Source organism: Arthrobacter sp. 08Y14 (genome assembly GCF_002929455.1).
Taxonomy (GTDB): domain Bacteria; phylum Actinomycetota; class Actinomycetes; order Actinomycetales; family Micrococcaceae; genus Arthrobacter_B; species Arthrobacter_B sunyaminii.
The window spans coordinates 326,968-350,540 of sequence record NZ_PJIX01000003.1 but is presented as its reverse complement, the minus strand read 5'-3'; the positions used below and the strand labels follow the sequence as shown (position 1 = coordinate 350,540).

The 23,573-nt window shown below is 64.4% G+C and carries 21 protein-coding genes and 2 pseudogenes; 6 read left to right on the top strand and 17 right to left on the bottom strand.

Annotated elements, in window-relative coordinates:
* Positions 1-23: 23 nt before the first annotated feature.
* The 8 genes and pseudogenes from CXR03_RS14065 to CXR03_RS14035 form a co-directional block, all read right to left on the bottom strand.
* The gene (locus CXR03_RS14065) at positions 24-1,415 is read right to left on the bottom strand and encodes a S8 family serine peptidase (RefSeq protein WP_258073698.1); all 1,392 of its coding nucleotides are present in this window, start codon (positions 1,413-1,415) and stop codon (positions 24-26) included.
* A 23-nt stretch (positions 1,416-1,438) separates the two neighbouring features.
* The gene (locus CXR03_RS18685; RefSeq protein WP_368784663.1) at positions 1,439-2,530 is read right to left on the bottom strand and encodes an exopolyphosphatase; all 1,092 of its coding nucleotides are present in this window, start codon (positions 2,528-2,530) and stop codon (positions 1,439-1,441) included.
* A 30-nt stretch (positions 2,531-2,560) separates the two neighbouring features.
* A pseudogene (locus CXR03_RS18680) lies at positions 2,561-3,130 on the bottom strand (DUF501 domain-containing protein); the annotation flags it as partial.
* A gap of 124 nt (positions 3,131-3,254) precedes the next feature.
* A complete protein-coding gene (locus CXR03_RS18675; protein ID WP_258073660.1) occupies positions 3,255-4,073 on the bottom strand; it encodes a septum formation initiator family protein in 819 nt (272 codons plus the stop codon).
* Between the two features lie 111 nt (positions 4,074-4,184).
* Positions 4,185-5,468, bottom strand: a complete 1,284-nt coding sequence (gene eno / locus CXR03_RS14050; RefSeq protein ID WP_104104379.1) for a phosphopyruvate hydratase — start codon at positions 5,466-5,468, stop codon at positions 4,185-4,187.
* A 157-nt stretch (positions 5,469-5,625) separates the two neighbouring features.
* On the bottom strand, positions 5,626-6,318 hold the full coding sequence (locus tag CXR03_RS14045; protein WP_258073659.1) for a MazG nucleotide pyrophosphohydrolase domain-containing protein: 693 nt from the start codon (positions 6,316-6,318) through the stop codon (positions 5,626-5,628).
* Positions 6,311-7,480: an adenosine deaminase gene (locus CXR03_RS14040; protein WP_104104378.1), complete on the bottom strand. Its 1,170-nt coding sequence runs from the start codon at positions 7,478-7,480 to the stop codon at positions 6,311-6,313. Before CXR03_RS14040 ends, CXR03_RS14045 begins: the two co-directional genes overlap by 8 nt.
* 214 nt (positions 7,481-7,694) lie before the next feature.
* Positions 7,695-8,294, bottom strand: a pseudogene (locus CXR03_RS14035) (DedA family protein); the annotation flags it as partial.
* Here CXR03_RS14035 and CXR03_RS18480 point away from each other — a divergent pair.
* Positions 8,272-8,436: a hypothetical protein gene (locus CXR03_RS18480; RefSeq protein WP_219816254.1), complete on the top strand. Its 165-nt coding sequence runs from the start codon at positions 8,272-8,274 to the stop codon at positions 8,434-8,436. The pseudogene CXR03_RS14035 and the gene CXR03_RS18480 sit on opposite strands and share 23 nt — an antisense overlap.
* Here CXR03_RS18480 and CXR03_RS14030 read toward each other — a convergent pair.
* The 8 genes from CXR03_RS14030 to CXR03_RS13995 form a co-directional block, all read right to left on the bottom strand.
* Entirely contained in the window at positions 8,429-9,718 is a 1,290-nt protein-coding gene (locus tag CXR03_RS14030; RefSeq protein WP_104104377.1) for a thymidine phosphorylase, read from the bottom strand. The two genes, CXR03_RS18480 and CXR03_RS14030, sit on opposite strands and share 8 nt — an antisense overlap.
* 5 nt (positions 9,719-9,723) lie before the next feature.
* A complete protein-coding gene (locus CXR03_RS14025) occupies positions 9,724-10,137 on the bottom strand; it encodes a cytidine deaminase (protein WP_104104376.1) in 414 nt (137 codons plus the stop codon).
* A gap of 149 nt (positions 10,138-10,286) precedes the next feature.
* Positions 10,287-11,576, bottom strand: coding sequence for an ABC transporter permease (locus tag CXR03_RS14020; protein WP_104104375.1), 1,290 nt, complete (start codon positions 11,574-11,576; stop codon positions 10,287-10,289).
* Entirely contained in the window at positions 11,573-12,829 is a 1,257-nt protein-coding gene (locus CXR03_RS14015; protein WP_258073696.1) for an ABC transporter permease, read from the bottom strand. Before CXR03_RS14015 ends, CXR03_RS14020 begins: the two co-directional genes overlap by 4 nt.
* 107 nt (positions 12,830-12,936) lie before the next feature.
* Complete coding sequence (locus tag CXR03_RS14010; RefSeq protein ID WP_104104373.1) at positions 12,937-14,481, bottom strand: ABC transporter ATP-binding protein; 1,545 nt, start codon at positions 14,479-14,481, stop codon at positions 12,937-12,939.
* A gap of 132 nt (positions 14,482-14,613) precedes the next feature.
* Positions 14,614-15,675: a BMP family protein gene (locus CXR03_RS14005; protein ID WP_104104678.1), complete on the bottom strand. Its 1,062-nt coding sequence runs from the start codon at positions 15,673-15,675 to the stop codon at positions 14,614-14,616.
* Positions 15,676-15,981: 306 nt separating this feature from the next.
* On the bottom strand, positions 15,982-17,148 hold the full coding sequence (locus tag CXR03_RS14000) for an amidohydrolase (RefSeq protein WP_181034650.1): 1,167 nt from the start codon (positions 17,146-17,148) through the stop codon (positions 15,982-15,984).
* A 119-nt stretch (positions 17,149-17,267) separates the two neighbouring features.
* A complete protein-coding gene (locus CXR03_RS13995; RefSeq protein ID WP_104104371.1) occupies positions 17,268-18,407 on the bottom strand; it encodes a mannose-1-phosphate guanylyltransferase in 1,140 nt (379 codons plus the stop codon).
* Positions 18,408-18,643: 236 nt separating this feature from the next.
* Here CXR03_RS13995 and sdhC point away from each other — a divergent pair, with 236 nt between their 5' ends.
* The 5 genes from sdhC (at position 18,644) to CXR03_RS13970 (ending at position 22,998) form a co-directional block, all read left to right on the top strand.
* Positions 18,644-19,024 carry a succinate dehydrogenase, cytochrome b556 subunit gene (gene sdhC / locus CXR03_RS13990; RefSeq protein WP_104055153.1) on the top strand — a complete coding sequence of 127 codons (381 nt, stop codon included), beginning with the start codon at positions 18,644-18,646 and terminating at the stop codon, positions 19,022-19,024.
* Between the two features lie 3 nt (positions 19,025-19,027).
* Positions 19,028-19,507: a succinate dehydrogenase hydrophobic membrane anchor subunit gene (locus CXR03_RS13985; protein WP_104055152.1), complete on the top strand. Its 480-nt coding sequence runs from the start codon at positions 19,028-19,030 to the stop codon at positions 19,505-19,507.
* Between the two features lie 66 nt (positions 19,508-19,573).
* Positions 19,574-21,340, top strand: coding sequence for a succinate dehydrogenase flavoprotein subunit (sdhA, locus tag CXR03_RS13980; protein ID WP_104104370.1), 1,767 nt, complete (start codon positions 19,574-19,576; stop codon positions 21,338-21,340).
* On the top strand, positions 21,340-22,116 hold the full coding sequence (locus CXR03_RS13975; RefSeq protein ID WP_104055150.1) for a succinate dehydrogenase iron-sulfur subunit: 777 nt from the start codon (positions 21,340-21,342) through the stop codon (positions 22,114-22,116). The genes sdhA and CXR03_RS13975 overlap by 1 nt, the downstream gene beginning before the upstream one ends.
* A gap of 90 nt (positions 22,117-22,206) precedes the next feature.
* Complete coding sequence (locus CXR03_RS13970) at positions 22,207-22,998, top strand: S9 family peptidase (RefSeq protein ID WP_104104369.1); 792 nt, start codon at positions 22,207-22,209, stop codon at positions 22,996-22,998.
* Here CXR03_RS13970 and CXR03_RS13965 read toward each other — a convergent pair.
* Positions 22,995-23,573: a 2'-5' RNA ligase family protein gene (locus tag CXR03_RS13965; RefSeq protein WP_258073658.1), complete on the bottom strand. Its 579-nt coding sequence runs from the start codon at positions 23,571-23,573 to the stop codon at positions 22,995-22,997. The two genes, CXR03_RS13970 and CXR03_RS13965, sit on opposite strands and share 4 nt — an antisense overlap.

The window sequence follows — 23,573 nt, the reverse complement described above, 5'->3', positions numbered from 1 at the left end:
GGTACCCGAGTTTGTGAAAACCTTCACGAGAGTTTGGAAGACTCCAGCTCCCCGGTGTCCACGTCCTCCGAAGCGGGGCATTCCGCCTCCCGGCGACGTGCCCGGACAACGGCCACCGTGCCCGCCGACGCCACAGCCAGCGTTAGTCCAGCGAAGCCCAGGACAAGGGTTCCGGGCAGTAAATCGGTCTTCGTTCCGGGCGCCAGCGCTTCCGGCACGGTGGGTTCGGGCAGGTTCGGTGCAGTCGGTTCCACGGCAACCGGAGCGTCCACTGCCGGAGCCGTGGAAGCGTCCCGGCGATGAATGCGGATCCAGTCAGCGATGTTGCCCAGCGGGTTGGCGGTGACGGACGGAACATCGGAGGTCAGCGCCGCCCCTGCATCCAGGATCCCGTAGCCGTACAGGGTGTCCTGTCCCGGAGCCCCGGCGTCACGTGCTGTGCTGATGATGCGGTTGATGACCTCTGCCGCACTCAGTTCGGGGTACGCGGAACGGATCAGCGCCGCGGTGCCCGCCACCAGAGGCGCTGCACCGGAGGTTCCGCTCCAGCCCGCATACCGGGCAGGACCTCCCGGCAGGCCGCCCACCAGGTTCTCCGCCGGAGCCGCAACCCCGATGCTGATCCCCTCGGAGGACGAATCCCAGCTTGCCTCACCGTTGCGGTCCAACCCGGCCACTGTCAGCACACCGGGGATGGTGGCGGGAGCTCCCACCTGAACTATGCCCACACCGCGGTTGCCGGCGGCGACAACCACCACCACGTCCTGCTGCTCGGCGTAGAGGAAGGCGTCGTCCCAGCTTTCCGGCCAGGAGGTGGAGCTGCTGCCCAGGGACATGTTGATGACTTTTGCGCCGTTGTCCACGGACCACCGGATGGCGGCCGGAATTTGGTCCTCAATAGGAATTCCGGCCGGATTATCCGCTCCGATCCAGGCCGATACCGCCAGCAGCTCAGCCTTGGGCGCCACGCCGATGATGCCTTCGGAGTTCTTCTTCTCCTTGGCGGGCGCCGGCTCCTTCTTCTCGTCCTTGTCCCCGTCCTTCTTCGGTGCGGGGGTTGCCGGCGGCTCGTCGGGAGCATGGCCCCGTCCGGCCAGCAGTGTTGCCACCAGCGTCCCGTGCGAGGGATTGTCGCCCAGCCCGCTGCTTCCGGCCGGGTCTCCGGCACCGGAAACGTCGGTTCCCCCGGTAACAGCACCAATAAGGTCCGGGTGGGTGGGATCAATTCCGGTGTCGATGACCGCCACCTTCACGCCCTCGCCCTGGCTCACGGCCCAGGCGTCGTCGAAGCCATAGTCCGCCAGCCAGTACTGTTTGTCCCGCCATTCGTCAGCAGAGGCCGGGGCAGCCGGAACGAGGGTAAGCGCCAGCAGGGCCGCCACCAGGATTCCACCCCGCCCCTTCCGCTGCCGCAGTCCCAAAACCGCCGACCCTGCGGTCACCGCGCGGCGCTCAGGGCTATGCCGTCCAGGATGTCGTGCTCGCTGGTGATCGCCGAGGAGACCTTTCCATCCGTCAGTTCTGACACGCGGTCCACAATGGTCTGCCAGATCAGTGCACCGGCACCGATCACGTCCACCCGGCCCGGGTGCATGTACGGCAGCGCCGCCCGTGCTTCCCGGTCCATGCGCAGCAGCTCCCGGGCGGCCTGGTCGATGCGGGAAATGTCCAGCTCGGTGCCGTGAATCGCCTCGGCGGAGTATTCCGGCAGGCGGAGGGCGTGCGCGGTCACCGTGGTGATGGTGCCGGCAACACCCACCAGCCGGTCGGCCTCGGCCAGCGGAACAGTGGAGAGCACCTGGGCAATCATGTCCAGGACGTCTCCGCGCGCCAGCGCAATCTGGGCATCGGTGGGCGGATTGGAGGTGAGATGGCGTTCGGTGAACCGCACGCATCCCATGTCGGTGCTCTTAGCCGCCAGCACACGGTCCGAGGTGCCGAGGACAAATTCGGTGCTGCCGCCGCCGAGGTCCACCACCAGCGTTTTGGCACCATTGCCGGCGCCCAGGACGCTGGTGGCCCCGGCGAAGGAAAGTGCGGCCTCTTCGTCTCCGCTGATGACCTCGGGCTCCACACCCAGCCGTTCGCGGATTCCCGCCACGAATTCCTCGCGGTTCTCGGCGTCGCGGCTGGCGGAGGTGGCCACGAACCTGATGCGTTCGGCACCGTGCTCGCGGATGAGGGCAGCGTATTCATCCGCTGCCTCGAAGGTGCGCTGCAGTGCCTCAGGTGCCAGCCGTCCGGTGGCGTCCACGCCCTGTCCCAGGCGGTTGACCCGCATCAGGCGGACGACGTCGGTCAGCTTGGTTGCGCCTTCGTCCTGAGTCACGTCGGCGATCAGCAGGCGGATGGAATTTGTTCCGCAGTCAACGGCGGCAACCCTTACGGCCGGCCGCCCGGTGGCCGCTGAGCCGGCTTCGGTGTCCGGCTGCTGTGGTGCGCTGCTTTGTTCCTGCACGGCATCCCCCTGATGTTCGGCGTTGGCTGCGGCCTCGACGGCCTCGCGTCGGGCGGCACGCTTGGCATCCAGCTCCTGAGGGGACAGCCCCTGGGTTTTGGTGTGCCGGCTCAGGTCACGGCTGGGCGCCGCACCCGTGGTGTCCCACGCGCCCTCACAATAGCAGCGATCCGCGGTCCACCATTCAGAGATGCGCTCGAGGGCTTCGTCGCCCAGCGGGTTCACCCCGGGGCCTGCGGCCAGCGAGTGGCCCACCAGCACATGCAGGCATTTAACCCGGGTGGGCATGCCGCCGGCGGAGACGCCGTCGATCTCGGGAACGGGACCAACGCCGGTGCGGGCACCAATTTCATTGCGCACCTGAAGATACGCCTCATGCGCCTTGCGGTAGCGGGCTGCGAGCTCCGGATCCCGCTCCAGCCGCTCGGTCATTTCGGTCATGAGACCGGAGGCTTCAAGGCGGGAAACGGCTGCCGTGATGACCGGGTGCGCCAAGTAGTAGGTAGTGGGGAAGGGAATGCCGTTGCTCAGGCGCGGAGCCGTGGTGGCAACGAGGGGATTCCCGCAGACACAGCGGGCACCGATTTCGACGACGTCGCGTGCCGGCCTGCCGAGCTGCCGGCTCAGGGTCTCCAAGTCTTCGGAGGTGGGGGTGAGCTGCTCCTGGGTCATGCCGGAGGTTCCTTCCTGAGGGCCTGGACGAGGCCCGGGCTATTGATAACTGCGCTTCTAAGATTACTGTGCGCAGAAAGCCGCGGCAGCCGCGGCGTCCGGAACCGCCGGAGCGGCGGCATGCTTAGGGCGCGTTGGCTGCTGCCTTGACGGAGTCCCAGAGTGCATCAACCCACCGCAGGTCCTCAACCTGTTCCTGGGCTTCCTGCTCCACGTCCTCCACGCCCTGCTCGCCCTTGACCAGATACCGGGTCTCCCCCGGCATGACCAGGAAAATCCGTTCCCGGGCCTGCTGCTTGATGTAGCTGGGGTCCTCCCAGCGCTGGAGCTGGGCTTGAAGGGCGCCGGAGGTTTCCTTCTGCTCGGCGATTTCGGCTTCCAGGGCTGCGATGTCCGAGCGCTGGTGCAGGTAGGTGTTCACCGACGGCGCCAGCAGGACCGTGACCACCAGCGTGACCATGGCCAGGACCAGCAGCCGGCCGGAGAAGGCCTTCGCCGGAACCGGACGCAGCTCATCCGAGGACTCCGCCGGGGATCCTGTGGTGCCGCTGTCTTCGGACAGGATCCGGGAACGCCGCCGCAGCCTGCCGGCAGCGGCAGCCGCTTTGCCGGGCGCCGCTGCATCGTCGACGGAACGCGCAGTTCCCGATTTGGAAGGCTGTTTGCCGGTGTCCCGGGATTTGGTGGTTTTCGGAGCTGCGGTTTTGGCGGACGGGGCCTTGGCGGACGCTTTGGATGACGACGCTGATTGAGCCCGAGACCGGGACACCCCTATGCCAGCGTCCGAGGCACCCTCCACCGGTTTTGTGGCGCTAATGATGTCCGGATCCGCAGCGGCGTTCCGCTTACGGGCTGGCTTTTGTGCACTTCGGCTGGTGCGCCCCCCGGTGCTGGAGCCGTCCCCGCCGGATGCCTTGGGGACTTTCGGACGTCGGGTGGGCATGGAACTCCTTGATAATGCGGACTGGCCTGAAGCGCAGCTATTTCGATAACACAGGGCTTAAACACAACTGGCGGGCACCCTCGTTAACGAGGGTACCCACCAGCAGCAGGCTTACTCTGCCGTGAAACGCGGGAACGCGCTGCGTCCTGCGTAACGGGCGGCGTCGTCGAGCTCTTCTTCGATGCGCAGCAGCTGGTTGTACTTGGCTACGCGCTCGGAACGGGCGGGGGCGCCCGTCTTGATCTGGCCTGCATTGGTGGCCACGCAGATGTCAGCGATGGTGGTGTCCTCAGTTTCGCCGGAGCGGTGCGAGGTGATCGTGGTGTAACCGGCACGCTGGGCCATGGTGATGGCGTCCAGGGTTTCGGTGAGCGTACCGATCTGGTTGACCTTGACCAGCAGGGAGTTGGCGGCGTTCATTTTGATGCCGGTCTCCAGGCGGGTGGGGTTGGTGACGAAGAGATCGTCGCCAACGAGCTGCACCTTGTCGCCCAGGCGCGCGGTCAGGGCAACCCAGCCGTCCCAGTCGTTTTCGTCCAGCGGATCTTCGATGGAAACCAGCGGGTAGTCGCGGACCAGTTCTTCGTAGTACGCGGACATTTCCTCGGCGGTGCGGTTCTGTCCCTCGAAGAGGTACGCGCCGTCCTTGAAGAACTCCGAGGAGGCAACGTCCAGGGCCAGGGCGATGTCCGTGCCCGGCGTGTAGCCGGCGCGGGTGATGGCCTCGAGGATCAGGTCCAGGGCTGCACGGTTGGAGGGCAGGTTCGGAGCGAAGCCGCCTTCGTCACCCAGACCGGTGGAAAGGTTCTTTTCCTTCAGCACGGACTTGAGGTTGTGGTAGACCTCAACACCCCAGCGCAGGCCCTCGGAGTAGGTCTGGGCGCCCAGGGGAACAATCATGAATTCCTGGATGTCGACGTCGGAGTCCGCGTGCGAGCCGCCGTTGAGGATGTTCATCAGCGGCACGGGCAGGATGTGCGCGTTGGGTCCGCCGAGGTAGCGGTACAGGGGCAGGGCGGCGGATTCGGCGGCGGCACGGGCCACGGCCAGGGAAACGCCGAGGATGGCGTTGGCGCCCAGGCCGGACTTGTTCTCGGTGCCGTCCAGGTCAATCATGGCCTGGTCGATGGCGCGCTGGTCGGCGGCGTCGAAGCCCAGCAGGGCGGGCTGGATCTGCTCGATGACCGCTTCAACGGCCTGCAGGACACCCTTGCCCTGGTAACGGGTCTTTTCACCGTCGCGGCGCTCATTGGCTTCGAAGGCTCCGGTGGAAGCTCCGGAGGGAACCGCTGCGCGGCCAAACGTGTCATCATCCAGCAGAACCTCTACCTCAACGGTGGGGTTTCCGCGGGAATCCAGGATTTCGCGGGCGTGAATGGCATCAATGATTGCCATGGGAATGCTCCTGTTCGTTGGAACCTAGGGGAAACTTGAGCCCGGCCTATGAAACGGGCCACGCTGTCTGCTTCCAGCCTAGTTGAAACCGGCGCCGTAGTAAGGCCCTTGGGTGCCATTCCGACTTATACCCGGTTGCACTCAAACGCTGAGCGCCCTATTGCCCGGCCGTGAAGCGGCGCACTGCGGCGCGTAAAGCGGTTTCCGCGTCAAGGCCCTGCGCCTGTGCCTGGCGCACGACGTCGAACAGGTGGTCTCCCAGCTCGTCCGAATCCCGCCATATACGCTCCGGGGCTGTGCCGGGGGCGGCAGGCAGGGCCTCCCGCCCGGCACGCCGGGCCCGGTCCAGGGTTTTGGCGGCCAGCAGGAGTGCAGGCAGTCCTGCCGGGATGCCGTCGAACGGCGAGGTCCGGCCGGGTTTCTCCCGTTTTTTGACCTCGTCCCAGGCTCGTTCAATTTCCCCGGGATCGTCTGTGGTTTCCGTTCGGACGGAACCGTCGGGGGCAAACACGTGCGGATTGCGGCGGATCATTTTGGCGGTCAGCGAATCCACCACGTCCCCGATCCCAAAATGGCCGGATTCTTCCTGCAGGCGGGCATGCAGCAGTACCTGGAATAGGACATCGCCCAGCTCTCCGGCGAGCTCACCGGCATCCTGCGGACCTGTGTGACCTGCTTCCACTGCCTCGACAACCTCGTAGGCTTCTTCGACGAGGTACTCCAGCAGGGACTCGTGCGTCAGCGCGGCCGTCCACGGGCAGCGTTTCCGCAGGAGAGCGATGATCCCGGCCAGGCGGGTGAACCGCCGGCCCAGGTCATCGCCGTCGCTGTTTGGCGCTAAATCAGCCACGGGCCTGATTGAAGCCTTCCGTCACGTAGGCAGCCAGCGCGTCGCGTTCCTCCAGCGGAAGGAACGCGGCATCCACGGCGTTCATGGTGAGTTCCAGGATATCGTCCAGGTCATAGTCGAAGGCCTCAGCCAGCAGTTCGAACTCGCCGGTCAGCGTGACACCGCTCATCAGCCGGTTGTCGGTGTTCACCGTGACCTGGAAACCCGTCTGGTACAGCAGGTCGATCGGGTGCGATTCGATGTCCTCACCGAAGGAGGCAATGGCGCCGGTCTGCAGATTTGAGGAGGGGCAGATTTCCAGCGGAATGCCGCGGTCACGAACCCAGCCTGCTACCTGTCCAATGGTCACCATGCCCACCGCAGTGTCGTCTCCGAGGCCGTCTGCCGCGCTGCCGGCGTCTTCTGTGTCGTCGTCGAATTCAACCTCGATGTCCTCGGCGATCCGCACACCGTGTCCCAGGCGAAGCGCGCGCCCGTGCACCAGGGCGTCCTTGATGCTCTGGACCCCGGCAGCCTCGCCGGCATGCACAGTAACGGGGAACTGGTTTTCCGCGAGGTATGTGAAAGCGTCTGCGAAGCGGGAGGCCGGAAATCCGTCCTCGGCTCCCGCGATATCAAAGCCCACGGTTCCGTTGTGGCGGTGCCGGACGGCCAGTTCGGCAATTTCCATGCCGCGGTCGCCATGGCGCATGGCAGTGAGGAGCTGGCCCACCTGGATTAGGCGCCCCTGCGCTTCCACTGCCTCCACTCCCGCGTCCAGACCATCCTGGACCGCTTCCACGGCCTCGTCCAGGCTCAGTCCGCCCTTGAGGTGCTGCTCCGGTGCCCAGCGAATTTCGGCGTAGATCACGCCGTCGTCGGCGAGGTCCTCAACGAATTCACGGGCCACCCGCGCCAGGCCCTCACGGGTCTGCATAACGGCAATCGTGTGGTCAAACGTTTCAAGATACCGGACCAGGGAGCCTGAGTCCGCCGACTGGCGGAACCACTCCCCCAGCGCCACCGGATCGGTGGAGGGCAGTTCGTGTCCGGCCTGTGCGGCCAGCTCGATGATTGTTGCGGGACGCAGCCCGCCGTCAAGATGGTCGTGCAGCGAAACCTTGGGCAGGTTGCGGATGTCGAGGGTCAGGTCAGAGGCAGGAAGAAGAATAGGCTCAGTCACGGTTCCAACTCTACGTGAGCTGCGGCACTGTTCCGGGCGGGCCGGTTCAGGGTGTTTCGGCCCGGTTTTCGATGTCCTGCCTGGTGTCATCGGCATGCCTGGCACCGTCGGTGCCGCCGTCGGTCCGGCGGGCGCTGGAAGACTGGGATGCGCTTGCAGACTGGGCTGCCCGCGCCGCTTCGACACGCAACCGGGCCGCGTCCCGGTTGGTCTGCAGCGGTGTGGGGCCGCGGAGCCTGGTGATGACCCGGTCGATGATCAGGCCCAGGACCATGGCCACTGCAATGGCCACCACTACGCCCAGCAGGTGGTTGTCCTTGAACCAGGCGCCGGCCACTGCTCCAACGGCAACACTGTATGCCGCCCACAACACTGCGGACATCGCGGTCAGGCCCACAAAGAGCCGCTGCGGGAAACCGGTCGCTCCGGCGGTGAGGTTGACGACCACACGACCGATGGGAATGAAGCGGGCCACCAGGATCAGGGACACAGCACGCTTGTCCAGCTCCTTGCGGGCCCAGACGAATCCGCGCTGCATCCGGGGTCCGCGCATCCACCGGAACCGGTCAATGCCGATCCCCCGCCCCATCAGGTACGCCAGGTTGTCACCCAGGAATGCGCCGCCCGCAGCAGCGGCCATCAGCAGCCAGGGATTGGGGCCGGCACCGGTGGCCACCAACGCGGCCAGCCCCACCACAATGGATTCACTCGGCACGGGGGGAAAGAACCCGTCGATCAGACAGAAGGTAAACAGAACCAGGTAGACCCACCAAGCGTCAGCGGAGGTCAGGATGAAGTTGTTAATACTGTCCATTGCGGCGCTCAGCACGGGCAGGCTGCTCTCCTCTGAATCGGTCTCTGGTACCTACAACGATGCCATCAGTGCATTGGTGCCCGCCAACCCCGAAGCCTGGCGGACAGTGGGGGATGGCGGGCGGATATCCGGCGTCAGCTGATGCGGTCGATGATCAGCTTCTGCGCGGGGCGGGATCCTTCGGGACCAATGACAACGGCGTCGGCCAGGGCTTCTTTGGCACGCTCAAATTTTTCCGGCGTGTCCGTCAGCAGCGTCAGGAGCGGCTGGCCTGCCCGGATTTGGGCGCCGGGCTTGGCGTGCATGCGGACACCGGCACCGGCCTGGACTGCGTCTTCCTTCCGCGCCCGTCCTGCTCCGAGCCGCCATGCAGCGACACCCACGGACAGGGCATCCAGTTCCAGCAGCACACCGTCAGCAGGTGCGTAGATGGTCTCCGATTCGCGTGCCTGCGGCAGCGCCGCATCGGGGTCGCCGCCCTGCGCGGAGATCATGCGCCTCCACACGTCCATGGCACGGCCGTCCTTCAGCGCGGCTGCCGGGTCGGCGTCGGGCAGGCCGGCGGCGGCCAGCATTTCCTCGGCCAGCCGCACGGTCAATTCCACCACGTCTTCCGGTCCGCCGCCGGCCAGGACGTCAACGGATTCCTGCACCTCAATGGCGTTTCCGGCAGTGAGGCCCAGCGGCGTGGCCATGTTGGTCAGCAGTGCAACCGTGTTGACACCGGCGTCCTGGCCAAGCGCCACCATAGTTTCGGCAAGCTCGCGGGCATTCGCCTCGTCCTTCATGAACGCTCCGGAACCCACCTTCACGTCCAGGACCAGGGAGCCGGTGCCCTCGGCGATCTTCTTGCTCATGATCGAGGAGGCAATCAGCGGGATGGCTTCCACTGTTCCGGTGACGTCGCGCAGGGCGTAGAGCTTCTTATCCGCCGGAGCCAGGCCCGCGCCGGCGGCGCAGATGACTGCGCCGACGTCGGCCAGCTGCTTCATCAAGTCCTCGTTGGACAGATCGGCACGCCAGCCGGGAATGGCTTCGAGCTTGTCCAGGGTTCCGCCGGTGTGGCCCAGGCCGCGGCCGGAGAGCTGCGGAACGGCGACGCCGAACACGGCGACCAGGGGTGCCAGCGGCAGGGTGATCTTGTCCCCCACGCCGCCGGTTGAATGCTTGTCGGTGGTCGGCTTGCCCAGGGAGGAGAAGTCCATCCGCTCCCCGGAGGCAATCATGGCTGCGGTCCACCGGGAGATCTCGGAGCGGGTCATGCCGTTGAGGAGGATGGCCATATTCAGTGCGGCCATCTGTTCATCAGCGATGGCCCCGCGGGTGTAGGCATCAATGGTCCAGTCAATCTGTTCCGGCGACAAAACGCCCCGGTCCCGCTTGATTCCAATAATGTCCACGGCGTCAAACTTCTCAGCACTCATGGTGGTTATCCTTCCAGATGTTGGGGGCCGAAGGCGTCAGGCAGGACCTGGTCCATGGTCTTGATTCCGCTGACAGTCAGCAGCTGCATGCCCGGTGCGCGGAATTCGTACAGCAGCTGCCGGCACCGGCCGCAGGGCATCAGGATTTCCCCGGCCCCGTCCACGCAGACAAACGCCGCCAGGCGACCTCCCCCGGTCATGTGCAGGGAGCTGACCAGCGCGCATTCGGCACAGAGGGTCAGCCCGTAGGAGGCGTTTTCCACGTTGCAGCCGGAGATGATCCGGCCGTCATCCGTCAGGGCCGCGGCTCCCACCGGGTACTTCGAATACGGGACGTAGGCGTGTGCCAGAGCCGCACGGGCCGTGTCCGTGAGGGCGGCCCAGTCAACGGGTGCGGGAGTTTCAGTGTTCTCAGTCATTGTTTCCTCGCTTCAAGCAGTTTTGCCGGTTCAAGCAGTTTTGCCGGTTCAAGCAGTTATGCCGGTTTAGGCCGGCGGCCTGTGGTTGTGCGGATTAACCGAAGGCGCCCCTCCCGGCAGCAATAGCCGGAAAGGGCGCCTTCGCGCCGCTAGCCCTTGATGTACGGTATGCCGCCCGCGGCGGGGCCGCGCGACTTCCCCACCACGCCGGCGACGGCGAAGATGGTCACCACATAAGGCAGCATGGCCAGGAACTGGTTCGGAACCGGGGTGCCGAGCAGGCTCAGCACCGACTGCAGGTTGGAGGCAAAGCCGAAGAGCAGCGCTGCGAACAGCGCCCCGATCGGGTTCCACCGCCCGAGGATGAGCGCCGCCAGGGCAATGTACCCCTGGCCGGAAGTCATGTCCCGGTTGAAGGAGGAAACAGCCACCAGGGTGAAGAACGCGCCTCCCACGCCGGCGACGGCACCGGCGAGCAGAACGTTCATGAACCGGGTGCGGTTGACGTTCACGCCGAGGGTGTCAGCTGCCTTGGGGTGCTCGCCGACGGCGCGCGTGCGCAGGCCCCATTTGGTGTGGAACAGGCCAAAGTAGATGGCCGCCACGGCAATGTACATCAGGTAGCCGATCACGGACTGGTTGAACAGGATCGGTCCGATGATGGGGATGTCCGCCAGCAGCGGGATCCGAATGGACGGCAGGCGCGGCGGGGAATTCCACTTGTCCGCGTCCGTAGCCAGGACCGTGGAGAACAGGAAGCCCGTGAGGCCGGAGACCAGCACGTTCAGGACGACGCCCACAATCACCTGGTTCACGATGTACTTGATGCTGAAGACAGCCAGCACCAGGGACACCAGCACACCGGCAACGGCTGCGGCGAAGAGTCCCACAAAGGCATTGCCGGACAGCGAACCTGCCACGGCGGCGGCAAAAGCTCCGAAGAGCAGCTGTCCCTCAATGGCAATGTTCACCACGCCGGAGCGTTCGCAGAGCACCCCGGAGAGTGAACCGAAGATCAGCGGGAAAGCCAAGGTGAAGGACCCTGCCAGCAACCCGTAAAGGGCAACGCTGGGGCTGCGGGCGCTGCCAATGGACCAGGTCAGGAAGGCTGCGATGAAGAACACCGCAAACACGGCAATGAGCCAGACGGGAATGCGCTGGTACCGGCTGACCAAAACGGCTGCGTAAGCCGCCGAGGCCAGCAGAACCACCGATGCGATCCAGCCCAGGACGGGCGCCGAGACCACGATGTTGGGCAGCTGGATGGCTGCGTTGTCCTCGGTAAGCCGGAATGTGACGTCGGAAGACGGTGCTTCCAGCCCGAAGAGGATGAAGCCGAGGATTGCCAGGACGCCCAGAATAATGGGTGTCTTCCAGCTGCGGATGGCCTCGGATGCGGCCGGACGGCCGGTGGAGGCGGGTGCGGTTGCGGTGCTCATGCTGCTCCTCCGGCTGCGTTGGCTTTCTTGGTGCTGCGTTTGCCGGCTGTCTTGAAGGCACCGGGCGGCGGAATCCGGAAGATGGAACGGACCAGCGGCGGTGCAGCAATGAACAGGACGATCAGCGACTGGACCACCAGCACAATGTCGATGTTGGTGCCGGTGCTGGTCTGCATGGTGACACCGCCGGCGCGGAAGGCGCCGAACAGCAGGCCTGCGGCGAACGTTCCCCACGGGGAGGAGCGGCCGAGCAGCGCCACGGTGATGGCATCGAAGCCGAAGCTTGCGGCCACCCCGGAGGTCAGCACCTTTTCGGTGCCGGAGACCTGCGCGACGCCGGCGAGACCGGCCAGTGCACCGGCAATGAGCATGACGATGACGTAGCCCTTGGTGGTGCTGATGCCGGCGTTCCGCGCAGCGGCAGGGTTTGCGCCCACTGCGCGCAGTTCAAAGCCAACGGTTGAGCGGTTCAACAGCCACCAGATGAAGACGGTGGCTGCGATGGCCATGATGAAACCCCAGTGCAGACGGAAGCCGCTGCCCAGCAGCGGCGGGAACATGGCGGTGTCGTCAAGCTGCGGGCTGATCGGGTTGGTGGATCCCGGGCGCTGGAAACCCGGAGTGGTCAGCAGGAAGAGCACCAGCTGGATCGCGATGTAGTTGAGCATGATGGTCACGATGACCTCGTGCGCGCCGGTGCGTGCCTTGAGCAGGCCGGCAATGCCGCCCCAGACCGCGCCGCCGATGGCACCGGCGAGGATGACCACTATCAGGTGCAGGCCAACCGGCAGGTGCCAGCTGAAGCCAACCCATGCGGCCAGGGTGGCGCCAATGATGATCTGGCCCTGCGCACCGATGTTGAACAGACCGGCCCGGAAGGCCAGGGCCACGCCGAGTCCGGCACAGATCAGCGGTGTGGCAACCGTCAGGGTCTGGGTCAGCGGATAGATCATCCGCGAGAAGGAATCGGCTTTAAAGTTGAAGATTGATCCCTGGAACAGGGCGGCATAGGCGCCGGAGGCAGCCGACCAGGCAGCACCCAGCAGGTCCCCGGGCCGCGAGAAGAAGTACCCCGCTGAATCGGCAACGTCCTCGTCAGTGAGCGCGATGAGCAGCCCGCCGACGATCAGCGCCATCACCACTGCCAGCACTGAAACCAGTGCGTCGCCCGTGACGATGCGGTGCAGGACCGAGGCCTGGCGTTCTTCGGGATGCAGTTCTGTTGCCGGGACCGGCACGGCCGGCGGCGGCAGCACCCCGCCGGCGGTTTCGGCAGCGGCCAGCAGCCGCGTGTCGTCAGCCTCTGCTTCCTCTTTCCGGTGGGCGGGTTCGCCCGGCTGCCTGTTTGTTTCCTCCGGGCTCACTGCGCCCCTCCCTTAGTCTCGCGTTCGTGCGAAAGTGCTTCGTCAGCGCGCATCCCGGCCATCATGAGGCCCAGTACGTCGCGTGAGGTGTTGCCCGGGACAATGCCCATGACTTTGCCGCCGTACAGCACGGCGATGCGGTCGGCCAGTTCCAGAACCTCGTCGAGTTCGGTGGACACAATCAGGACCGGGGTTCCGCCGTCGCGCTCCGCCACGATCCGCTTGTGCAGGAACTCAATGGAGCCGACGTCGACGCCGCGGGTCGGCTGGGAGGCAATGAACAGCGACAGCGGACGTGACAGCTCACGCGCCATGACCACCTTCTGCTGGTTGCCGCCCGAGAGCGTTCCCGCTGCGGCCTCGGCGGACTGGGTCCTGATGTCGAACTCGTCGATCTTTTCGGCGGCGTTGGCGGCCACGACCGCCGGCCGCATGGACAGCCCGCGTGCAAACGGGGGCTTGTTGTAGCGGTTGAGGATCAGGTTCTCGGCCACGGTGAAGGTGCCAACCAGGCCGTCGATGCTGCGGTCTTCGGGCACAAAGCCCACACCGGCTTCAATGACCTGCTCAACCCTGCGTCCCACGAGTTCGTTGCCGTCCAGCATGATGGAGCCCGTGACATGGTTCTGCAGGCCCATGATGGCCTCGGTCAGTTCGGTCTGCCCGTTGCCCTGGACACCGGCGACGGCGAGGATTTCGCCCTTCGCGATGTCAAGGCTGACGTGGTCGACGACGGCCTGTCCGGTGTCGGAGCGCACCACCAGGTCGCGGATGGAGAACGTATTGGCGCCGGGTTCTGCGGGAGCCTTGTTGAGGTTCAGGCTGACCGAACGGCCCACCATCATCGAGGCCAGCTCAGTGGTTGAAGCACTGGGAGGCGCGTCACCCACCACTTTGCCGCGCCGGATCACGGTAATGACATCGGAAACTGCCTTCACCTCACGGAGCTTGTGCGAGATGAAGACCACCGATTTTCCGTCGTCGCAGAGCTGCCGCATGATGGCCAGCAGCTCGTCGGTTTCGCGCGGGGTGAGGACGGCGGTGGGCTCGTCAAGGATCAGGACTTCAGCGTCCCGGATCAGCGCCTTGATGATTTCCACGCGCTGCTGCACGCCCACCGGCAGGTCTTCCACCACCGCGTCGGGATCAACGTCGAATCCGTACTGGTCTGAGATCTGCCGGATGCGGGCGCGGGTGGCTTCAAGATTCAGTGTGCCGGCGAACTTGGTGCTTTCATGTCCCAGCGCCACGTTTTCGGCAACGGTGAAGACCGGCACCAGCATGAAGTGCTGGTGGACCATGCCGATTCCGGCCGCCATGGCGTCGCCGGGACCGGAGAAGACAACGGGTTTGCCGTTGATGAGGATTTGGCCTTCAGTGGGTTCGTAGAGGCCGTAGAGGACATTCATGAGCGTGGATTTGCCCGCGCCGTTTTCCCCGAGGAGGCTGTGGACCTGACCCGGTTCGATGACCAGGTCTATGTGGTCGTTGGCAACCAGGGTGCCGAAGCGCTTGGTGATGCCCTTGAGTTCGAGTTTCACAACCCCAACCAATCTGTTTGTGTCTGAGTGTGTGGGCTTCCCCGAAGGAGATTACCCGGAACAAAATGAACCGCCGCCCACCCGCTGCAACGCAGCCGGACGAACGGCGGTTCAGTTGCCGCTTACCCCTGTTTACTTGGGGCTGGCAGCAGAATCAACGGTGATCTCACCGGAGATGATCTTGGCCTTGATTTCATCCACTGCTGACTTGACGTCTGCGGGGACTGCATCTTCCTGGTCGTGGTACGGGGCCAGGGCCACGCCGCCGTTTTCCAGGGTGCCGATGTACGGAGCGGCGTCGAAGCTGCCCTCAACGTCGGTGGAGATGACCTCTTCAACGGCTTCGCCCATGAGCTTCATGACCGAGGTCAGGATGTACTCGGTGCCCTTGTCGTTCGTCTCGAAACCGTCGGAGTCGACCCAGATAACCTTGTTGCTGCCGCCATTGGCGTTGGCTTCGACAACGGCGTCCAGTGTGCCGTCGCCAACCGGGCCGGCAACCGGCATGATGATGTCGGCGCCCTCATTGAGGAAGCTCTGAGTGGTGGTCTTGCCGGCCACGGTGTCCGTGAAGTTACCCACGAAGGATCCGGTCTGGTCGGCCTTGTTCCAACCGAGCAGCGCAACATCGGCGTCATTCTGTTCGTTGTAGTACTCCACGCCGTCAGCAAAACCGTCCATGAAGATGGTCACGGTGGGGATATTGATGCCGCCGTAGGTGGCCACCTTGCCGGTTTCGGAGGTGCCTGCCGCTACGTAGCCGGCCAGGAAGGCTGCCTCGGCCGTGTCGTAGATAATCGGCTTGACGTTGTCCAGATCGATGCTGTTGTCATCGACGATGGCGAAGTTGCGGTCCGGGTTGGCCTCTGCCACGGACTTGGTGGCGTCTGCCAGCAGGTAGCCGACCGTCACCGTGAGGTTGCAGCCTTCGCTGATCATGGAGTCCAGGTTCGGAAGGAAGTCAGTCTCGGACTGGGACTGGGCTTCGCGGACCGTGACGCCCAGATCCTTCTCTGCAGCCTTCAGACCCTCATAGCTGGACTGGTTGAACGAGCGGTCATCGAAGCCGCCCTCATCGGAAACAATGCAGGCGGTGAAGTCGCTGTTCTCGCTGCCCGCGGCCTCGGAGGAGCTGTCCTCTTCTTCGGGGGCGGCGCCGCAGCCGGAGAGCAGGAGCGCCGAAACGCCCAGCATGGCGGCGGAAACGCCGGCGTTGCGCTTGAAGCTGCGCGGGAAGTTCTTCAATGTTCCTCCAGGAAAGAAAATGGGGTCCACACGCAGAGTCACTCTGTTCCTGCCCGCTCCGGGGAGAAGCGGGCCATCGCGTGGCGCAGCGCTCCGTCCATCGGTGGATCGCGGCAAGGCTATCCTATGTCCTGTAACACACACCGTGATGCAAATAACGCTCAGGAGATGAATTTGTTTACATGTTGTTATTATTTGCAAGCAAATGACGCGATACGTCTGCCGGGCACCTGCAATAAGGGGGCAAGCCTGGGGCTAGTGCCGTAATCTCCGCGCGGCCCGTACCGCGGCCGCTGCCATCACGCTGACACCGGTGCTGATTGCCAGCTCATCAGGGTCATAGTCGCCGCGGTGCAGGTCATAGGTTTCGCCGCCGGGAGTGCGCGTCCCCAGCCGCATCAGAGCACCGGGCACGGCCTGCGTCATCCAGGCGAAGTCCTCGCCGCCCATGGACTGCGGCGCCAGGACGATGGAGTCCTCCCCCAGTTCCGCGCGTGCTGCGACCTCGATCAGGCTCGTCTCCGCGTCAGTATTAATGACCGGCGGCACTCCCCGGGTGTGTTCCAGTGTCACATCCACGCCGAAGGGCGCAGCTATCTGGCGGACGACGTCGTCCAGCAGTTCCCCGGCTGCGTACCAGGCTTCAGCGTCCAGGCAGCGCATGGTTCCTGCCATAAAGCCGTGTGCGGGAATAGCGTTGGGTGCGGAACCGGCGTGCATTTGGCCCCAAACAACCGACACCCCGCTGCGCACGTCGATGCGGCGGGACAGCACGGCAGGGACGCTGACGGCGATCTCCGCCAGCGCAAAGACGAGGTCCTCGGTGAGATGCGGCCGGGAGGTGTGGCCGCCGCGGCCGGTCAGTTCAATGCGGATGGTGTCCGATGCCGAGGTAATGGCCCCAATCCGGGTGCCCACCTGCCCAACGTCGATCCGCGGATCGCAGTGCAGCGCGAGGATCCTCGGCATGCCTTCCAGGACACCCTGGTTGATGACGCCCAGCGCACCGCCGGGCATGACCTCTTCAGCGGGCTGAAAAACAATCCGGACCCGTCCGCCGAGGGCGCCGGCAGCATTGAGCTTGGCCAGGATCGATGCCACACCCACCATGACCGTTGTATGGATGTCGTGGCCGCAGGCGTGGGTGATGCCGGTGTTCACGGAAGCGTACGGCAGTCCGGTTTCCTCGAGCACCGGCAGCGCATCGATATCGGCGCGCAGGCCAATCAGCAGCGGCCCGTCCCCGATGTCAACGTAGGCGCCCGTGCCTTCCAGCCGGACCGGGTGCAGGCCTGCCGCTTCCAGGGCCTCAACGATGCGGTCCGTAGTGCGAAATTCCTTCGTCGACAATTCCGGGTGCTGATGGAGGTCCCTGCGGAACGTGATTAGCTCACCCAGAATCGGTGCGACGCTCCCCCGCATGGACGGAACCGATGAACTGTGCAATGGAATGGTAGACACATTTTCTAGGGTAGTCACTGAGGCTCCCGTTACGGGAACCGTGTGACGATGTTCTGTGTTACGCGTCCAAATGAAGCCCGTTACAGGACGTCGGTGTCCCCGCTGGCCTTCAAATGTTCCACAGCCTTTTTCACTTCCTGGGCGTGCTCCTTCGTGGTGACGAGCAGTGCATCAAGGGTGTCGACGATGACAACGTCCTCAATGCCGATCAGGGCGATCACCCGCTTGGTGTCGGAGACCACGATCCCGGATGCGTTTTCCGAGTACACGCGCGCACCCTCACCCATCACCTTGAGGTCACTGTTCTCGGCAGCGGGATTGAGCCGTCCGATGGCAGCGAAGTCCCCGACGTCGTCCCAGTTGAAGATGCCCGGGATCATAGCTACGTCCCCGGCCGCCGCTGCCGGTTCCGCCACGGCATAGTCAATTGCCGTCTTGGGCAGGGTGGGCCAGACACGGCGCACCACTTCGCGCCGCTTCGGCGTATCCCAGGCCTCGGCGATCTCTGTCAGACCGGCATACAGTTCCGGCTCGTTCGCTTCCAGATGCTTGAGCATGAGGTCCACCGGAGCCACGAACATTCCGGCGTTCCAGCTGTAATGCCCGTTTTTCAGGTAGGTGCGAGCTACCTCTTCCGAGGGCTTTTCCACGAATTCGACGACGGAGTGCGCACTGGGGGCACCGGCAATCTCCAGCGGATCTCCCGCACGGATGTACCCGAATCCGGTGGCGGCATGGGTGGGATGGATACCGATGGTGACGATGTATCCCTGTGCTGCCGTATGGATCGCTTCCCGCACCGCGTCCTGGAAGACGTCCACCGGGGCAATAACCTGGTCCGCTGCAAAGGAACCCATGATGATGTGCGGATCCCTTTTAAAGAGGATCGCTGCCGCGAGCCCGATGGCAGCGGCGGAATCCTTGGGTTCCAGCTCCAGCACCAGGTTCTCACTGGAGATTTCAGGCAGCTGCTTGCGCACGGCCTGGCGGTGCAGCGTACCGGTCACCACCATGACGCGGTCACCGCTGAGCGGACGCAGCCGGTCATAGGTTGCCCGGATCAGCGTGGAGCCTGACCCGGTCAGGTCATGGAGGAACTTGGGGGCTGCGGCCCGGGACAGCGGCCATAGGCGCGTACCTACGCCGCCGGCGGGAATCACGCCGTAAAAGCGGTCGAAGGCCGCGGCGGAAGTATCAGGGTCAGTCGGTTCTGTATTCATCAGAGCCAAGATTAGCCGACGGCGGCCGCCGCAGCCCGGAGGAACGCTGGATTGATCAAACATGCGTTGCGCAGCCGCGTCACGCAGTGTAACGAGGGTCACATGATAGGGCCACCTAAATTGAAAGCGCTCAGCAGGGGACCTAGATTATGCTTGAGCTTATATTGCTGTCGCACCGGCGTCATCACTGCGTGGAAGACACGCCAGCGCCGCTGCGTTGCAGGGAGGAAAATTCAGTGTCGAAGTTACCAGCAGGCACTCTCTACCGCGGCCGTGAAGGCCAGTGGTCGTGGGTAGCCCACCGCATTACCGGCGTGGTGATTTTCTTCTTCCTGTTGGTCCACGTTTTGGATACCTCACTGGTGCGCGTTTCACCTGAGGCCTACAACGTCGTGATCGGCGCGTACAAGAACCCCGTCATGGGCCTCGGCGAGCTCGGGCTCGTCGGCGCCATTGTGTTCCACGCCTTCAACGGCGTGCGCGTGATCCTGATCGATTTTTGGAAGAAGGGCCCCAAGTACCAGCGCCAGATGCTGTGGAGCGTCGTCGGCCTTTGGGTGATTACCATGATCGGTTTCTCCATTCGCCACCTTCCCATCGTTTTCGGGGGTCACTAAGCCATGAGTACATCAACCAACGAGGCCGTCTCCGTCGAGGCTCCGCGCTCCGGCCGCATCTCCCCCAAGTACGCCCGCACCGCAGGCGGCAAAGGCAACTTCGAGATGCTCGCGTGGCTGTTCATGCGCGTCTCCGGTGCCATCCTGATCGTGCTGATCTTCACCCACCTGTTCGTCAACCTCATGGTGGGCGACGGAATCCATGCCGTTGACTTCGGTTTTGTGGCCGGCAAGTGGGCCAGCCCCCTGTGGCAGGTCTGGGACCTGGTCATGCTCTGGCTGGCTATGCTGCACGGCACCAACGGTGTCCGCGTAATCATCAACGACTACGCCGACAAGAACACCACCCGGATGACGCTGAAGAGCATTCTCTACATTGCTTCCGTGGTCATCATCGTTCTCGGCACCCTGGTGATCTTCACCTTTGATCCGTGCCCGGCCGGTGCCCCCGCAGACATGATCGCGGACTTCTGCAAGGCATAGCCGCAGGGTCCGCGCCCTGCGGGCCACCCCACAGTTTTTCAAGTTTCAACAGAAAGAGCATCTGGTATGCAGGTCCATAAGTACGACGTCGTAATTGTCGGCGCCGGCGGCGCCGGTATGCGTGCCGCCATCGAATCCGGCCAGCGCGCACGTACGGCGGTACTGACCAAGCTGTACCCCACGCGTTCGCACACCGGTGCGGCACAGGGCGGCATGTGCGCAGCACTGGCAAACGTCGAAGAAGACAACTGGGAATGGCACACCTTTGACACCGTCAAGGGCGGCGACTACCTGGTGGACCAGGACGCAGCGGAGGTCATGGCCAAGGAAGCCATCGACGCCGTGCTCGACCTGGAAAAGATGGGCCTGCCGTTCAACCGCACGCCCGAAGGCCGTATTGACCAGCGCCGTTTCGGCGGTCACACCCGCGACCACGGCAAGGCCCCGGTCCGCCGTGCCTGCTATGCCGCAGACCGCACCGGCCACATGATCCTCCAGACGCTCTACCAAAACTGCGTCAAGCACAACGTGGAGTTCTACAACGAGTACTACGTCCTGGACCTGCTGACGGTCGAGGACAGCTTCGGCCAGAAGCGCGTTGCCGGCGTCGTGTCCTACGACCTGGCCAGCGGTGAACTGCACGTCTTCCAGGCCAAGTCCGTGGTGTTCGCCTCCGGCGGCGCGGGCAAGGTCTTCAAGACCACGTCCAATGCACACACCCTGACCGGTGACGGCATGGGCATCGCGTTCCGCCGCGGCATCCCCCTGGAAGACATGGAGTTCTTCCAGTTCCACCCGACAGGCCTTGCCGGCCTGGGCATCCTGCTTTCCGAAGCTGCACGCGGCGAAGGCGCCATCCTGCGCAACTCGGAGGGTGAGCGCTTCATGGAGCGTTACGCCCCCACCATCAAGGACCTTGCTCCCCGTGACATCGTGGCCCGCTCCATGGCCAACGAGGTCCGTGAAGGCCGCGGCTGCGGCCCGAACAAGGACTACGTCCTGCTGGACCTGACGCACCTGGAGCCGGCGCACATTGACGCCAAGCTCCCGGACATCACGGAGTTCGCCCGCACCTACCTCGGCGTGGAGCCGTACACGGAGCCGGTGCCGGTCTTCCCGACCGCGCACTACGCCATGGGCGGCATTCCCACGAACATCAAGGCCGAAGTCCTCCAGGACAACGACACCGTGATTCCCGGCCTGTACGCCGCCGGTGAAGTGGCCTGCGTGTCGGTGCACGGCTCCAACCGCCTGGGCACCAACTCCCTGCTCGACATCAACGTTTTCGGCAAGCGCGCGGGCATCTACGCCGCCGAGTACGCCCTGGGCGCTGATTTCGTGGACCTGCCGGAAAACCCGGAAGCCGCCACCATCGAGCTGCTGGACCTGGTCCGCAACTCTGAGGGAACGGAGCGGGTTGCCGAGATCCGCCGCGACCTGCAGAACACCATGGATGCCAACATGCAGGTGTTCCGCACCGCGGACACGCTCAACCAGGTGCTGACCGACATTGCCTCGCTCGAGGAGCGGTACAAGAAGATCAGCGTCCAGGACAAGGGCAAGCGCTTTAACCTGGACCTGCTGGAAGCCGTGGAACTGGGCTTCCTGCTGGAACTGGCCAAGGTCATGACCGTTGCGGCCCTGCACCGCGAAGAGTCACGCGGCGGACACTTCCGCGAGGACTTCCCGGAACGTGACGACGAGAATTTCATGAAGCATTCGATGGCGTACAAGGTAGATGAAGCCGCCAATGACGAGCACACCGCCGGCATTCGGCTGGACACCAAGCCGGTCGTCTTCACGCGCTACGAGCCGATGGTGAGGAAGTACTAATGACAACGGAAATCGCGGAGCCAGCCTCCAAGATCGAACTCCCGGAATCTGTGGGCGGGGACATCCCCTCGTTCGAGATCACGCTCAAGGTTCGCCGCTACAACCCCGAGGTATCTGACGAAGGATACTGGGATGAGTGGAAGCTGACCATGTACGGCACGGACCGCGTGCTGGACGCCCTGCACAAGGTCAAGTGGGAGCATGACGGCTCGGTCTCGTTCCGCCGCTCCTGCGCCCACGGCGTGTGCGGCTCCGATGCCATGCGCATCAACGGCCGCAACCGGCTGGCCTGCAAGACCCTGCTGAAGGATCTGGACACGTCCAAGCCCATCCTCGTGGAGCCCATCAAGGGCCTCCCCGTGGAGAAGGACCTGATTGTGGACATGGAACCGTTCTTCCAGTCCTACCGCGAGATCATGCCGTTCCTGGTCACCAAGGGTCACGAGCCCACGAAGGAACGCCTGCAGTCCGCAGAGGACCGCGAACGGTTCGACGACACCACCAAGTGCATCCTGTGTGCTGCGTGCACGTCCTCCTGCCCGGTGTTCTGGACCGACGGCCAGTACTTCGGCCCGGCCGCCATTGTGAACGCCCACCGCTTCATCTTCGACTCGCGCGACGACGCCGGAGACATGCGCCTGGAAATCCTCAATGACAAGGAAGGCGTGTGGCGCTGCCGCACCACCTTCAACTGCTCCGAAGCTTGCCCCCGCGGCATTCAGGTGACCAAGGCAATTGCCGAGGTCAAGCAGGCTATCCTGAGCCGCTCCGTCTAGCACTCACGTTTCGCCGCCGGAGGCGGCGTCTGGCAGCCCGAAAGGGCAGCCGGACGCCGCCTCTGTCCATTTGATGTATAGGTTGTTTCCATGCCCGTCTTCGAGTCCGTGTCTTTTCCCGGCGTCAACAACACCACCCTTGCCGGCACCATTGACGTGCCCGACGGCGATGTCAGGGCCTGGGCGGTGTTCTGCCACGGTTTCACGCTGGGCAAGAACAGCGCGGCTGCTTCCCGCATCTCCAAGGCCCTGGCCGGACACGGCATCGGGGTCCTGCGCTACGACGCGGCCGGGTTGGGCGGATCCAGCGGTGCGTGGGAGGACGGAACATTCAGCACCAAGGTGGCCGACGTCAGCAGCGCCGTTGAGTTCATGCGCGGGCAGGGGCATGAAGTGTCGCTGCTGATCGGCCATTCCCTCGGCGGAGCAGCCGTCCTGGCGGCGGCGGGGAGCCTTCCGGACATCGACGCCGTTGTCACGATCGCCGCTCCGTTCCAGCCGTCCCATGTGGTTCATCTGTTCGAGGATGAGAGGGACACCATCCTGCAGGAAGGTTCGGCGAAGGTGGACCTGGGCGGACGCAAAATGGAGATCAGGGAAGAGCTGATGAACGACCTTGAATCCCATGACCTCACCGGGTGCATCAGGGAACTGCACCGCCCCCTGCTCGTCATGCACTCCCCCACCGACAACACCGTGGGCATCGACAATGCCAGTGAGATTTTCTCCACGGCGCGCCATCCGCGGAACTTCATTTCCCTGGAGGGCAGCGATCATTTGATGGTGGACCGTGCCCAAACCAGCCGGGCTGCGGACATCATCGCCGCCTGGTCCGCCGTGTATCTGTCATCGGGAGCGGACAAGGCCGCCGCCGGGAGCTAGCCCCGGAGCTCGACCTCTTCGCGCATCTTCCACAGTCCGCTCACATCATGCTCGTAGAGGCCGACGGTACGGACAGTGAACCGTGCCTCGTAGTTCCGCAGCGAGTGCATGGCCCGGTCCATGCCGGCATCGCTGACGTCGTGTGCCACGGTGACGTGGGGATGGTAGGGAAAGGGCAGATCCCGTGCCAGGGGGCCGCTCTGCATTTCCTTGTGCAGGGCTGTGCACTCTTCGTAGCCTTCGTCCAGCTGGACGTAGACCACCGGGGACACGGGACGGAACGTGGCAGTCCCCCGCAGGGTCACATCAAAAGCTCCATGACCTTTGGCCACCCTGCGCACGTGCGCTGCCATCGTCTCCCAGTCATCGGTTTCCGTGGTGGTGACCAGAGTGATGTGGGCCGGAATAACAGCGGCCATGGGGTCCCCGAATGATGCCCTGGCCCGCCGCAGTTCCGTGGCCATGGGCTCCGGCACCCCGATGACAATCCCGACGCCGGTGCACTCAGGCACGTCCATTACCCCGCCGTCACCAGGGACGGCGGCTTCTTGGATCAGCGGATTCCGGATTCTCAT